This is a genomic window from Mycobacterium bulgaricum (genome assembly GCF_041287165.2).
GTDB lineage: Bacteria > Actinomycetota > Actinomycetes > Mycobacteriales > Mycobacteriaceae > Mycobacterium > Mycobacterium bulgaricum.
On record NZ_JBGGKV020000002.1, the window covers coordinates 506,076 to 519,554 of the forward strand.

Annotated in this window: 12 protein-coding genes; 7 read left to right on the forward strand and 5 right to left on the reverse strand. The window is 67.7% G+C overall.

Features of this window, described 5'->3' with window-relative positions:
* Nucleotides 1-85: 85 nt before the first annotated feature.
* Genes ACAG24_RS09000 through ACAG24_RS09015 form a run of 4 tightly spaced genes read left to right on the forward strand, consistent with a single transcriptional unit; the run spans nt 86 to nt 4,951 of the window.
* On the forward strand, nt 86-2,341 hold the full coding sequence (locus tag ACAG24_RS09000) for an MMPL family transporter (RefSeq protein WP_370472627.1): 2,256 nt from the start codon (nt 86-88) through the stop codon (nt 2,339-2,341).
* Nucleotides 2,338-3,414 (forward strand): 3-oxoacyl-[acyl-carrier-protein] synthase III C-terminal domain-containing protein, encoded by a 1,077-nt coding sequence (locus ACAG24_RS09005; RefSeq protein ID WP_445206180.1) that lies wholly within the window; start codon nt 2,338-2,340, stop codon nt 3,412-3,414. Before ACAG24_RS09000 ends, ACAG24_RS09005 begins: the two co-directional genes overlap by 4 nt.
* Before the next feature lie 11 nt (nt 3,415-3,425).
* Entirely contained in the window at nt 3,426-3,941 is a 516-nt protein-coding gene (locus ACAG24_RS09010) for an isoprenylcysteine carboxyl methyltransferase family protein (protein WP_370472177.1), read from the forward strand.
* Entirely contained in the window at nt 3,938-4,951 is a 1,014-nt protein-coding gene (locus ACAG24_RS09015) for an NAD(P)/FAD-dependent oxidoreductase (protein ID WP_370472176.1), read from the forward strand. Before ACAG24_RS09010 ends, ACAG24_RS09015 begins: the two co-directional genes overlap by 4 nt.
* Here the strand turns inward: ACAG24_RS09015 and ACAG24_RS09020 are convergent.
* Nucleotides 4,880-6,781 (reverse strand): sensor domain-containing diguanylate cyclase, encoded by a 1,902-nt coding sequence (locus tag ACAG24_RS09020; RefSeq protein ID WP_370472175.1) that lies wholly within the window; start codon nt 6,779-6,781, stop codon nt 4,880-4,882. The two genes, ACAG24_RS09015 and ACAG24_RS09020, sit on opposite strands and share 72 nt — an antisense overlap.
* A 152-nt stretch (nt 6,782-6,933) precedes the next feature.
* Between ACAG24_RS09020 and ACAG24_RS09025 the strand changes: the two genes are divergently transcribed.
* Nucleotides 6,934-9,459, forward strand: coding sequence for a glycogen/starch/alpha-glucan phosphorylase (locus ACAG24_RS09025; RefSeq protein ID WP_370472174.1), 2,526 nt, complete (start codon nt 6,934-6,936; stop codon nt 9,457-9,459).
* A 51-nt stretch (nt 9,460-9,510) separates the two neighbouring features.
* On the opposite strand, the gene ACAG24_RS09030 is transcribed toward ACAG24_RS09025, so the two are convergent.
* Nucleotides 9,511-9,927 (reverse strand): hypothetical protein, encoded by a 417-nt coding sequence (locus tag ACAG24_RS09030; protein ID WP_370472173.1) that lies wholly within the window; start codon nt 9,925-9,927, stop codon nt 9,511-9,513.
* Nucleotides 9,928-10,027: 100 nt separating this feature from the next.
* Here ACAG24_RS09030 and ACAG24_RS09035 point away from each other — a divergent pair, with 100 nt between their 5' ends.
* The gene (locus ACAG24_RS09035; RefSeq protein WP_370472172.1) at nt 10,028-10,723 is read left to right on the forward strand and encodes a phytanoyl-CoA dioxygenase family protein; all 696 of its coding nucleotides are present in this window, start codon (nt 10,028-10,030) and stop codon (nt 10,721-10,723) included.
* 177 nt (nt 10,724-10,900) lie between these two features.
* Entirely contained in the window at nt 10,901-11,866 is a 966-nt protein-coding gene (locus tag ACAG24_RS09040; protein WP_370472625.1) for an esterase family protein, read from the forward strand.
* A 10-nt stretch (nt 11,867-11,876) separates the two neighbouring features.
* On the opposite strand, the gene ACAG24_RS09045 is transcribed toward ACAG24_RS09040, so the two are convergent.
* The 3 genes from ACAG24_RS09045 to ACAG24_RS09055 form a co-directional block, all read right to left on the reverse strand.
* The gene (locus ACAG24_RS09045) at nt 11,877-12,293 is read right to left on the reverse strand and encodes a pyridoxamine 5'-phosphate oxidase family protein (RefSeq protein ID WP_370472171.1); all 417 of its coding nucleotides are present in this window, start codon (nt 12,291-12,293) and stop codon (nt 11,877-11,879) included.
* Between the two features lie 37 nt (nt 12,294-12,330).
* Nucleotides 12,331-12,753 (reverse strand): nitroreductase family deazaflavin-dependent oxidoreductase, encoded by a 423-nt coding sequence (locus ACAG24_RS09050; protein ID WP_370472170.1) that lies wholly within the window; start codon nt 12,751-12,753, stop codon nt 12,331-12,333.
* A 75-nt stretch (nt 12,754-12,828) separates the two neighbouring features.
* Nucleotides 12,829-13,428, reverse strand: a complete 600-nt coding sequence (locus ACAG24_RS09055; RefSeq protein ID WP_370472169.1) for a TetR/AcrR family transcriptional regulator — start codon at nt 13,426-13,428, stop codon at nt 12,829-12,831.
* Between the last annotated feature and the right edge of the window lie 51 nt (nt 13,429-13,479).

Genomic DNA, 13,479 nt, shown 5'->3' on the forward strand with positions numbered 1-13,479 from the left:
TCCGAATATGTCCGAAAGGTGAACCCCCACAGGCGGTATTCCGTGTCGTAAATTGAGGCGCTTTCCTCTTGGACTGGAGACTCAACTGCTTCACAGAATCGCCCTCGTGGCCCTTGCCGCCCCACGCCGCATCCTTGTTGCGGCGGCGCTGCTGACGGTCGCGCTCGGGGTGCTCGGAGTTCCGGTCGCCAAGACTCTGTCACCGAGCGGCTTCTCCGACCCGGGCTCGGAATCCGCGCACGCCGCGGCGCTGCTGACCGACAAGTTCGAGCAGGGCGACGTCCAGATGCTCATCGTCGTGTCGTCCCCCGACGGCATCGACGCGCAGCGAGTCCGCGACGTCGGAACCGGCATCGTCGCCGATCTCAACGAGAATCCGCACGTCGCAGGCGTGTCCTCCCCCTGGACCACCCCTCCGGCCGCGGCGGCCGACCTTGTCAGCCGCGATCGCACGGCGGGCCTGATCGTCGCGGGCATCAAGGGCACCGAGGCGCAGCAGCAGAGCTGGGCCAAACAGATCTCCGATCAGGTCAGCCGTGCCGCCGAGGACCCAGACGGGATCGTCGTCAAAACCGGCGGCACCGCCATGGTCAACGTCCAGATCACCGAACAGTCCCAACGCGACCTGCTGGTCATGGAGTCGCTCGCGATCCCGCTGAGCTTCCTCGTTCTGGTCTGGGTGTTCGGCGGACTGCTCGCCGCCGCGCTGCCGGTGGCCATCGGTGGCATGGCGATCATCGGGGCACTCGCCGTGCTGCGGCTGGTCACATTCACCACAGACGTGTCGATCTTCGCGCTGAACCTGGCCACCGCGATGGGTCTGGCGCTGGCCATCGACTACACACTGCTGATCCTGTCGCGCTACCGCGACGAACTCGCCGCGGGTGCGGACCGCCCGGAGGCGATCAAGCGCACGATGACGACGGCCGGGCGCACGGTCATCTTCTCGGCGACGACGGTGGCACTGTCGATGTCGGCGATGGTGCTGTTCCCGATGCACTTCCTCAAGTCGTTCGCCTATGCCGGGGTGGCGACCGTCGCCTTCGCCGCGGCAGCCGCGGTCGTCATCACGCCCGCGGCCCTGGTTCTGCTCGGTGACCGCCTCGATTCATTCGACGTCCGCAAGCTGGTGCGTCGCATCCTGCGCAGGCCCGAACCGCAGCCGGTGCCCGTCGAGCAGCGGTTCTGGTACCGCTGTGCAACGTCGGTGATGCGCCGCGCGCTGCCGCTCGGGCTGATCGTCGTCGTGCTGCTGCTGGTGCTCGGCGCCCCGTTCCTCGGCGTCAAATGGGGCTTCCCCGACGACCGCGTGCTGCCGCAGACCGCGTCTGCTCACCAGGTCGGCGACCAGCTGCGCAATGAGTTCGCCGAAAACACCGACACGAACGTCACGATCGTCCTCCCGGACAGCGCCGGACTGAACCCGGCCGACCTGACCACGTACGCGATGGAACTCTCCCGCGTCCCCGACGTCCCAGCGGTCTCGGCGCCGACGGGGACGTTCGTCGACGGCGCCAAGGCCGGCCCGCCGTCGGCGCCGACCGGCGAGAAGGACGGAAGCGCCTTCCTCACCGTCACCAGTTCCGCGCCGCTGTTCTCCGACGCGTCCGAGACCCAGCTCGACCGGATGCACGCCGTCGAAGGGCCGGGCGGGCGCGACGTTCAGATGACGGGCACCGCCCAGATCAACCGCGACAGCGTCGACGCGATCACCGACAAGCTGCCACTGGTACTGGGCCTGATCGCCGTCATCATGTTCGCGTTGCTGTTCCTGCTCACCGGCAGCATCGTCGTGCCGTTGAAAGCGCTTGTGCTGAACATACTTTCGCTCACTGCCGCATTCGGGGCGCTGGTGTGGATCTTCCAGGACGGCCATCTGTCCGGCCTCGGTACCACCTCGACGGGCACGCTCGTCGCGAACATGCCGGTGCTGCTGTTCTGCATCGCGTTCGGCCTGTCGATGGACTACGAGGTGTTCCTGGTCGCACGGATCCGAGAATTCCTGTTGGACGGCCACGAGAACGACGAAGCAGTGGCGCTCGGCATCGCCCACACCGGACGCATCATCACCGCCGCCGCACTGATCATGTCCATCTCGTTCGCGGCGCTGATCGCGGCGAATGTGTCGTTCATGCGGATGTTCGGCCTCGGGCTCACCCTGGCGGTCCTCGTCGACGCCACCCTGGTCCGGATGGTCCTCGTTCCCGCGTTCATGCATCTGATGGGTCGCGTGAACTGGTGGGCGCCACCTTTCCTCAAACGTGTGCACGAGCGCCTCGGCTTCAGTGAAGAACCGGCGGCGAAACCCAAAATCAAAGAGACAGAACAGGTCAGCACATGAGTGAAAAACCGATCAGCGTCATCGCAGCGGTGCAGGGCGCACTGCCGCCGCACCGATACACGCAAGACGAAGTGACCGAGGCCTTTCTCGCCGTGCCCGCCTTCCAGGGCGTCAAGGATCTTGTGCGCGGCCTCCACAAGAACGCCAAGGTCGACGCCCGTCATCTGGTCCTGCCGCTGGAGCGCTACGGCGAACTCCTCGACTTCGGCGACGCCAACGATCTCTACATCGAGCACGCGGTCGACCTCGCCTGCGAGGCGCTTGTCGCCGCGCTCGACGAATCCGGGCTCAAGCCAACCGATCTCGACATGATCATGTCGACGACCGTCACCGGCATCGCCGTACCGTCGCTGGACGCGCGCATCGCCGCGCGGCTGGGGCTGCGGCCCGACGTGCGCCGGGTGCCGCTGTTCGGCCTCGGCTGCGTCGCGGGCGCGGCGGGCATCGCCCGGGTGCACGACTACCTCAAGGGCGCACCCGACCACATCGCCGCGCTGGTGTCGGTCGAGCTGTGCTCGCTCACCCGTCCCGCACTCACGCCGACCATCGGCAGCCTGGTCGGCAGCGCGCTGTTCGGTGATGGTGCGGCCGCCGTCATCGCCGCGGGTGCCGACCGTGCCGGCGCGATCGACGCAGCCGGACCCGCAGTGCTCGACACCCGCAGCCGGATGTACCCCGACTCGCTGGACATCATGGGATGGACGGTGAATCGCAACGGATTCCAGCTCGTCCTGTCCCCGGAACTTCCCGAGCTCATCATGCGCTATCTGCCCGACGACATGAGCGGGTTCCTCGGTGAGCACGACCTCCGCGTCGCCGACATCGCAACCTGGGTCTCCCACCCCGGCGGCCCGAAAGTCCTCGAAGCGATCGCCGCGGCTCTCGACCTCGGCGACGACGCCCTCGAGCTGTCGTGGCGGTCGCTGGCCGAGGTGGGCAACATGTCGTCGTCGTCGGTGCTGCACATCTTCCGCGACACCATCGCCAAGCGGCCGACGGCCGGCGAGCCCGGCCTGCTGATGGCGATGGGGCCCGGCTTCTGCTCCGAACTCGTCCTTCTGCGCTGGCAGTGAGAGACGGAGCGATGCTCGCGTATACGGTTCTCATCGCCGCCGTCGCGGTCGAACGCGTCGTCGAACTGGTTGTCTCCCAACGTAATCTGAAGTGGAGCAAAGCCCACGGCGGCATCGAGTTCGGCCTTTCCCACTATCCCGTCATGGTGGTGCTGCACACCGGCCTGCTGGTCGGCTGCCTCTACGAAGCCGCACACCGGGACTTCATCCCGCTGCTGGGCTGGTCGATGGTCGTCGTCGCGGTGGCCGCCCAGGTCCTGCGTTGGTGGTGCATCACCACACTCGGCCACCAATGGAACACCAGGGTCGTGGTCGTGCCCGACGCGGGACGCGTCACCGGAGGGCCGTACCGGTTCATGTCGCACCCCAACTACGTCGCGGTCGTTGTGGAGGGCATCGCGCTGCCGCTCGTGCACACCGCCTGGGTCACCGCACTGGTGTTCACCGTGCTAAACGCGCTGCTGCTGTGGGTGCGGATCTCGGTGGAGAACAAGGCCCTCCAGTCGCTGACGGCCGCACCGCGGTGATCGACCTCGTGGTTGTCGGGGGCGGGCCCGCAGGGCTCGCCACTGCCATCCACGCCGCTCGCGCCGGCCTGGAGACGGTCGTGATCGAGAAGCGCACCGGACCCATCGACAAGGCGTGCGGGGAGGGGCTGATGCCGCACGCCGTTCGCCGGCTCGCCCTCCTCGGCGCGCAGCCCGAGGGCAAACCGTTCAAGGGCATCTCGTACTTCGACGGGAAGCGCGCTGTCACAGCGCACTTCACCAGTGGGCATGGTTTCGGAGTGCGCCGCACGATGTTGCACTCCGCACTGCTCACCGAAGCCGAGCGGGCCGGTGTGAAACTCGTGCACGACAAGGCCGGCCCCCTGACCCAGGACGCGGAATCGGTGACGGTCAACGGGATCCGGGCCCGCTACCTCGCCGCGGCCGATGGGCTGCACTCCCCCATCCGGACCGAACTCGGTCTGCAGCTGGCCCCGGGCAGGACGAAACGATGGGGCATCAAACGCCACGTCGCCGTGGCCCCGTGGAGTGAGTTCGTCGAGGTGTACTGGTCCGAACACACCGAGGCCTACATCACGCCCGTCGGCGACGACTGCGTCGGCATCGCGATCCTCACCTCGCGGCAGGGGCGCTTCGAGCAGCACCTCGCCGCGTTTCCGGGGCTGCGCCAGCGCATCGACGGGCTGGCCCACGAACCCGACCGCGCGGCGGGCCCGTTGCGTCAGCGGGTACGAAGCCGCGTCGCGGGCCGGGTGATGCTGGTCGGCGATGCGGCCGGCTACGTCGACGCGCTCACCGGGGAGGGCCTGGGTCTGGCGTTTGCCGCCTCGCGCCTGCTCGTCGACAGCGTGATCGCCGACCGGCCCGGCGACTACGAGCTGCAGTGGCGCGAGGTCACCCGCCGCTACCGGCTGCTCACCGCCGGTGTGCTGCACGCAAGCTCCTCGCCGCTGCGGTCACTCATCGTGCCCGCTGCCTGCGGCCTCCCGCGGGTGTTCTCCCGCGTGGTGAACCTGCTCGCCGATTAGCACGGTGTCTGTACCGTCTTTGCTGAACACTGCAATCGCGTTGCGGCCGTTCGACTTTGCGACATAGAGCGCCTTGTCGGCGCGGTCGAGGAGTTCGGCGACGGCGGTGTCGGCATCGGCGGCTGTGGTGTGCCACGGCCGCAGCGTCGCGACGCCCGCGCTGATCGTCACCGTCTCCGAGTCCGTGCCGAGGTGCGGTATCCGGAGGGCGCGGATCGCCGCGGCGAGCCCGCCGGCGAACTCGTGCGGCATGTCGCATCCGGACAGCACGACGGCGAACTCCTCGCCGCCGTAGCGCGCAGGCACGCACAGGCACGGGTCGGCGAGGTTCTTGAGCACGCGGGCGATCTGGCGCAGACATTCGTCGCCGGCCTGATGGCCGTAGAGGTCGTTGAACGACTTGAAGTGGTCCAGATCGATGAACAGCGCCGTGACCTGTTCACCGTCGGTGCGGGCGCGTTCCCAGATCTCGGCGGCCCGCAGCGCCAGACCGCGCCGGTTGGCCAGACCGGTCAGCGGGTCGGTGTTGGCCATGTCGGTCAGCGAATCCTGCACTTCGCGTTCCAATGTCACGTCCCGTAGCACCACCGCGGTCAGCCCGTCAGGGGTACGCCTGCTGTGCACGATGTACCAGCCCCACGTGCCGTTCTTCTTGCGGATGCGGAACGGGTCGGACGGCCCGAGCGCACCTGATTCGGGGAAGTCGGCGCGGCTGGCCCGGTCGTCGGGATGCACCTGCTCCAGCCACATCTCCTTGTCGATCCGGCCGTCCGGGAGGTCCAGGATCTCGTGGCCGGGCGTGGCCCGGCGCAGCAGGTTGCCGTCCGCGTCGACGAGAATCACCACGTCACCGGTCAGCTCGGCGACCAGCTCGTAGGCCTTGTAGCTGGCGTTGTCGAGCGCCGCCAGCCGCATCCGGTCCTCGAGCGCCGCGGCGACCATGACCACCATCGTGAACGCACCGAGGACGAACACCTGGGCGGAGATCATCGCCTGCCCCGGGTTGTCCAGCGACGCCGCGAACGGCCCGTAGCCGGCGAACGTGCTGCCGAGCACGAGGCCCGATCCGACGGCCATCTCGGCGAACGCGGCCGCGATCCCGGACCGGATCAACACGAGCAGTGCCGGCAGGCCGGTCAGGAAGACGAGGACGAAGCTGGACTTGGTCGCCGACGCGGCGCACAGCCCGACCGTCAGCGCCGTCATCGCCGTGAACCACAGCACCTCGCGCCGGGTGTGCCTGCGCCGGTAGTGGTCCCAGCGCAGCATCAGCGGGACGAGGAACGCGATGCCGACGGCCTCGGTGAGGTACCAGGCCATCGCGGCGTAGACCAGCGAGCTCCGGGTCGGGGCGATCTCACCGTTCCAGACCAGGCTCGCGATGCCGATCGGGCTTGCCAGAAGCGGCGCGAGGAAGACGCCGTAGAACAGGAATCGGCGCCAGCTGAGCAGCGAGTCGCTACGGCCGCTCACCCAGTCCTGGTCGCGGTGCAGCATCAGCGCGGCGAACGCGGCCGCCGTCATCGTCGACAGCACGCCGACCTCCGGCGACAGGCCGAGCGCGAAACGCGCGGGCAGGATCTGGATGACGGCGAACGAGGCGAGGTAGACGGGCCAGTGCCTGCGCGGGGATTTCAGCAGCGCGACGAGCTGGGCAGCCACGGCAGGCCACACCATCGCGTACGACCAGCTGTCGACGTAGACGAGTCCGCGGACCGCGAAGCACAGGGCGCCGACAGCGAACGTCCAGGCGAGCAGCGGGCGCAGCGGCGGCACCCTGGCCGCGGCGAATGCGCGCAGCGCAGCACCGCGGTCACCACCGATCGCCATTCACACAGTCAACATCGTCAATATTCCTCTCGGCAATCCCCGGGTAAACGACGCGCCGACAAACCCGGCGTTCACACTCCCGACCCAGATCCGAAACGCTCAGGCGGCACAATGACGCGTCCGTTGTTCAGCTTGAGACCGCAGGAGACGCCGTGACCGATGTCGTAAACCCCGCCTCGGGCGAGTCCACCCAGGTGAACGGGGTGCCATTGGGGCCGACGGGACAGACCCGGTCCGGCTTGACGGCCGACGCGCTGCGCGCCGCGGTCAAAGACCACCTGCTGTACTCGATCGCCAGGCCCGCCGCGGCGCTGACGTCCGAGCACTACTACCGCGCACTGTCGCTGGCGGTCCGCGATCGCATGCAGAAGCGCTGGATGGCGACGACGCAGGACTGGCTGGATCTGTCGGCCAAGGTCACGTGCTACCTGTCGGCGGAATTCCTGATGGGCCCGCAACTGGGCAACAACCTGCTCAACCTCGGCATCGAGGAGCAGGCGCGGGTGGCGCTGGCCGACCTCGGTCAGGACCTCGACGAGATCCTGGCCATCGAGGGCGAGCCGGGCCTGGGCAACGGCGGGCTGGGACGGCTGGCGGCCTGCTATCTGGACTCGCTGGCGACGCTGGAGCGCCCGTCGATCGGCTACGGCATCCGCTATGAGTTCGGCATCTTCCGGCAGGAGATCGCCGACGGGTGGCAGGTCGAGAAGACCGACAACTGGCTGGTGCGCGGCAACCCCTGGGAGATCGACAAGCCCGACGCCAGCTACGTCGTCAACTGGGGCGGCCACACCGAGCAGTACGTCGACGTGAAGGGCAGGTTACGGGTGCGCTGGATCCCGCAGCGGGTGCTGCAGGGCGTCTCCTACGACACCCCGGTACAGGGCTACGGCGTCAACACCTGCAACACGCTGACACTGTGGAGTGCGCGCGCGGTGGAATCGTTCGCGCTGGAGGCGTTCAACAGCGGCGACTTCTACAAGGCGGTCGACCAGGAGGTCGTCTCCGAGACCGTGTCGAAGGTGCTCTACCCGAACGACGAGCCCGAAGCCGGCAAGCGGCTCCGCCTGCTACAGCAGTACTTCTTCGTGACGTGCTCGCTGCAGGACATCCTCAACATCCACCTCGAGCGTGCCGGGCTTCCGCTGAGCGCGCTGCCGGACAAGTGGGCGATCCAGCTCAACGACACCCACCCGTCGATCGCGGTGGCCGAGCTGATGCGGCTGCTGATCGACGAACACCAGCTGTCGTGGGACGACGCGTGGCACCTGACCGTGCGGACGTTCGGGTACACGAACCACACGCTGCTGCCGGAGGCACTGGAGACGTGGCCGCTGCGCATCTTCGGCGAGGCGCTGCCGCGCCACCTCGAGCTCATCTACGAGATCAACGAGCGCTTCCTCGACGAGGTCCGCGCGAAGTTCCCCGGCGACGACGAGCGGGTCGGCAGGATGTCGCTGATCGGTGAGGACGGTGGCAAGAGCGTGCGGATGGCGCACCTGGCCACGGTCGGCAGCCACGCTGTCAACGGTGTCGCGGCGCTGCATTCGGAGTTGCTCAAACAGAGCGTCCTCAAGGACTTCTACGAGATGTGGCCCGAGCGGTTCGGCAACGTCACCAACGGTGTGACGCCGCGGCGCTTCCTGGCGCTGTCCAATCCGGGGTTGCGGACGCTGCTCGACGAGACGATCGGACCGGGCTGGCTGACCGACATGGAGCGGCTGCACGGCCTGGAGTCCTTCGTCGACGATCCGTCGTTCCGGCAGCGATGGCGAGATGTCAAGCGCGCCAACAAAGCTCGGCTCGCCGAGTTCGTGCACGGCGCCACCGGCATCGAGCTGGATCCGACGTGGATGTTCGATGTGCAGGTCAAGCGAATCCACGAGTACAAGCGCCAGCACCTGATGGTGTTGCACATCATCGCGCTGTATCAGCGGCTCAAGCAGAACCCGGGCCTGTCGATTCCGCAGCGCGCGTTCATCTTCGGCGGCAAGGCCGCCCCCGGGTACTTCATGGCCAAGCGCATCATCAAGCTGATCACCGCCGTCGGCGACGTCGTCAACGCCGACCCCGACGTCAACCGCTGCATGAAAGTGGTGTTCCTGCCGAACTTCAACGTCAAGAACGCCCACCTGGTCTATCCGGCGGCCAACCTCTCCGAGCAGATCTCGACGGCGGGCAAGGAGGCTTCGGGCACCGGGAACATGAAGTTCATGATCAACGGCGCGCTGACGATCGGAACGCTCGACGGCGCCAACGTCGAGATCCGCCAGGAGGCGGGCGCGGAGAACTTCTTCTTGTTCGGGCTCACCGAGAGCCAGGTCGAGAAGGTCAAGGCCGAGGGCTATCGGCCCGTGAGCTACGTGGAGTCCGATCCGGAACTCGCGGGCGTGCTGGAGCTGATTGCGCGCGGCGAGTTCACCCACGGCGACACCGAGGTGCTGCGCCCGATCGTCGACAACCTGATCCACCACGACCCGTTCCTGGTGCTCGCCGATTTCCGGTCCTACATGGACTGCCAGGCTCAGGTCAGCGACGCCTGGCTGGACCGCGATCAGTGGTCGCGGATGTCGATCCGCAACACCGCGCGCAGCGGCATGTTCTCGTCGGACCGCGCGATCCGGGAGTACTGCGACGAGATCTGGGGTGTGCGCCCGATGTCGGTCGACCTGGACTAGACGGTATGGGGGCTGGTCTTCGGCGACACCACCGCGATGGCCCTGCCGGCGTCAGGACTTGCGTTTGGGAGCGCGGGTTTTCGGTTGCTTGGCCTCGCCGGGGGAATCCGAGCCGCGGTTGGTGAACCGGCCCAACGTGGAGACGCCGGGTACCGACGCCACGGTCCGGTAGATGTCGTTCCCGGTCGACACCAGCGCCTCCAGTTGCGGTAGCAGGGCATCCATCGTGCGCAGCATGGGACCTGCCAGCGCGAGGTAGCGTTCCATCCGGTCCACCGCCACATTGAGGCGCTCCGTCGCTATCGCGAGGTTCTCGATCAGATCGGGCACTTCGGCCGCGAGCTTGATCGACGCGGGCGGGATGCGCAGCGCGCTCGTCGCGACAGTTTGCGCGGCCTCGGCCGCCTCCGCAGCGGCGGCGGCGATGGCCTTGATGTCGGTGGGTCTGGGGACTTTTTGTTTCGCCATACCTCAACGATGACGCACGATCGGCGCAGACGCGAGATATCAGCCGCTCCGCCGCGAAAACCGTTGGCGTGTCGCAGTGCCGCCGTGCCAGGGTGTCGGCATGGTCGACGCTTTCTTCGCCGACGGATTCGTCAAGATCCCCGAGGCCGCTCCGCGCGAAATCGCCGATGCGGCGCGCGCACTGCTGTGGCAGCGCCTCGACGCCTCCCCCGACGATCCGACGACGTGGATGCAGCCGGTGATGTGGACCGCCGACCTCACCGGCGAGGGCCCGTTCGGCGAAATCGCCTGCAGCGCCGCTCTCGCCGAGACGCTGGACGCGATCTGCGGCGACGGGGGTTGGGTGCCGCGCGGATCGCTGGGCAACATTGCGGTGCGGTTTCCGGTGGTGCCCGCCGCCGAGGACCGCGGCTGGCACGTCGACCTCAACACCCAGCTGCCCGACGGGACGTGGATGGTCAGCAACCGGCCCCAGACCCTGCTGCTGCTGACGCTGCTGTCGGAGGTGACGCTCGACGACGCGCCGACACGGATTCGGGCCGGCTCACACCGCCTGGTGGCGGCCGCGCTGGGCGACCGCATGTACGACGCGGTCGAAGCCGGTGCGCTCGTGGACGAGGCCAGTGCCGACTGCCCGGTTCGCTACGCGACCGGAATGCCCGGCGACATGTACGTCGTGCACCCGTTCACCGTGCACGCCGCCGACGAACACCGCGGCAGCACACCACGATTCATGGCCCAATCTCCCGTCCTCCTGGCGAATTCGGCGCGCTTCACGACGCCAGGCGTCGCTTAGCGCGCTTGATTCGCTCTGGCAACGTCTCGATAACAACCCGATCACCGCGCTGCGCGCCCAACGGCCCACAGCCGTCCCGCTGTTAACTTCGCGCGAGTGAGGTCCTTCGCCCAGCGCATCGCCCGCGCCGGCACCCGAATCGCCGTCGCAACCGTGCTCGCGGCCGGTCTGTTCACCATGAGCACCCCGGTTCAGGGGCATGCGTTCTCGCGAGCCGGCCTGCCCATCGAGCAGCTCGACGTCCCGTCGCCGTCGATGGGCCGGACCATCCGCGTCGAATTCCAGGGAGGCGGACCGCATTCGGTGCTGCTGCTCGACGGTCTGCGCGCGCAGGACGACTTCAACGGCTGGGACATCAACACCGCGGCATTCGAATGGTTCCACGAGTCCGGGATCTCCGTGATCATGCCGGTCGGTGGTCAGTCGAGCTTCTATGCCGACTGGTACCGGCCCGCGAAGAACCGCAACGGCACACTGACGTACAAGTGGGAGACGTTTCTGACCAACGAGCTGCCGACCTGGCTGGCGGCCAACCGCGGCCAGGACCCCTTCGGCAATGCGGTTGTCGGGCTGTCGATGTCCGGAAGCGCGGCGCTGACGATGGCCGCCTACCATCCCCGCCAGTACAAGTTCGCGGCATCGCTGTCGGGGTACCTGGCTCCTTCGCAGAAGTTCTGGCCGCCGTTGATCGACATCGCGATGCAGGATGCGGGCGGCTTCGATTCGTTCGACATGTGGGGCAAGCCGGGCTCGGCGGCGTGGCTGCGGGCCGACCCGATGCTCAACATCAACCGACTTGTCGCCAACCGCACCGCGTTGTGGATCTACTGCGGCAACGGGATCGCCTCGGACCTCGACACCGGCACCGATCTCGGCGTCAACCTCAGCGCCGGGTCCCTGGAGACGATCACGATCGCCACCAACAAGGAGTTCCGCGACAAATACCTCGCCGCGGGCGGCCGTAACGCGGTCTTCAACTTCCCGCCCAACGGAACCCACAGCTGGGGGTACTGGGGCGCACAACTGCAGGCGATGAAGCCCGACATCGTGCGCCTGCTGGCGACACCGCCGCCTCCGCCGCCGCCCCCGCCGCTGCCGCCGGGTGTCCCACCACCGCCCGCGCCGGCCCCGGCCGGTTCGTGACGATGTCGGACTACTTCGAATAATCCGTGCTCAGCCACCGTTGGGGACGCATCCGGATGACGATCGACCCGGAGTTCAGGTTCTCGTCGGCGAACCGGCCGCCGTCCTGCTCGCCCAGGTAGCGCACCGCGATCGCGCGCACCTCGGCGTCCTCGGCCGGTTCGATCGCCGTGACATCACCTTCGGCGGTGACGTAGCGGTACGGAGGCCGTTCATCCTGAACGGTGATGGTGAAGCGGCCTGCGTCGCGGATCAACCGGTGCTTCATCGAGTCGGCCTGCGTCCAGAGCAGGACCTCACCGCCGGGCTCATAGCCGTACCAGATCGGCACCGCGAGAGGGGCCCTGCCGGGCCGCTCCACCGCGATCACCCCGACGTGGAGCTCGGACAGGTACTGCTCACGTTCGTCGCTCGTCATCTTCGCCATGCCCAGGGGAACGCGGTGCGACCGCGGTCACATTCCCTCAGTCGGTGACGAGCTCGAAGATCGGGATGACGCGGTCGGTGCGCTTCTCGTACTCGCCGAAACCGGGAGCCTGTTCGACGATGACGGCGTAGAGGCGGTCGCGTTCTTCTCTCGAGACTTCGTGCGCCGTCGCCGGCTTCGGCGGATCAGCGCCGATCTCGACGATGACCTCGGGGTTCTTCCGAATGTTGAACGCCCAGGCGGGGTCTCGGTCTCGGCCCGCGGCCGAGCCGACGATGTAGAGGTGGCCTTCGATGTCGAAGTACGCCGTCGGTGTCACGCGCTGCTCCCCACTCTTGGCGCCGGTGGAGGTCAGCAGCAGCAGTGGGAAGCCTTCGAACTGACCGCCGACCTTTCCGCCGTTGGCCCGGAACTCCTCGATGTTGCGCTCGTTGAATTCGCGTTCTGCGTCGTCAGCCATGCCCCCATCCTCCCATCAGCTACTAGACGCCGCCGATCGTCGACGGCGCGCTGACCCGCGGCGACCAGCTCCGAATCAGGGCTGGAGGCCTCTCAGCAACACCCCGAGCCCGTATTCGAACGCGTCGTCGGCCCGGCCCGGCTTGGGCGCCCCGGTGGCCAGCGCGGCGGCCAGCTCGGCGCTGACCTCGGTACCGGAGCGCCATGGTTCGTCCGGTGCGGCCACGTCGAGCGCGGCGCCCAGGACGTAGTTGTCCACCAGCGTGATCGACCGCAGTGTGTCCGCGGGGCTGAATCCCGCGCGCTGCAACGTGATCGCGAGCGCGTTGTACATCGTGAACGCCTGGGGGCTGTTGACGGCGTACTGCGTCAGCAGAGGGATCAGCGTGGGATACCTCGCAAAACTCGACCGGTAGGAGCGCGCGATGTCGGCGACGACGTCGCGCCATGGCCTGCCGGGATCGTCGTCGGGCAGGTGCACCTCCGACATCGCTCGCTCACGCAGCAGCTCGACGATGCCGTCGCGCCCCGACACGTGGTTGTAGAGCGACGACGGCTGCACCTTCAGCTTGCGCGCGACACCCGGCATCGTGAAGCCCCCGGTCGCGCGCACGAGGTCGAGCGCGGCCTCGGCGATGAGGTCGACGGACAGGATCGGCTTCGGCGGTCGCCCCATCCCACCCCTTCCTCTTGCGGTGGCGGGTGACTGAGTTCACAATAAACGAAC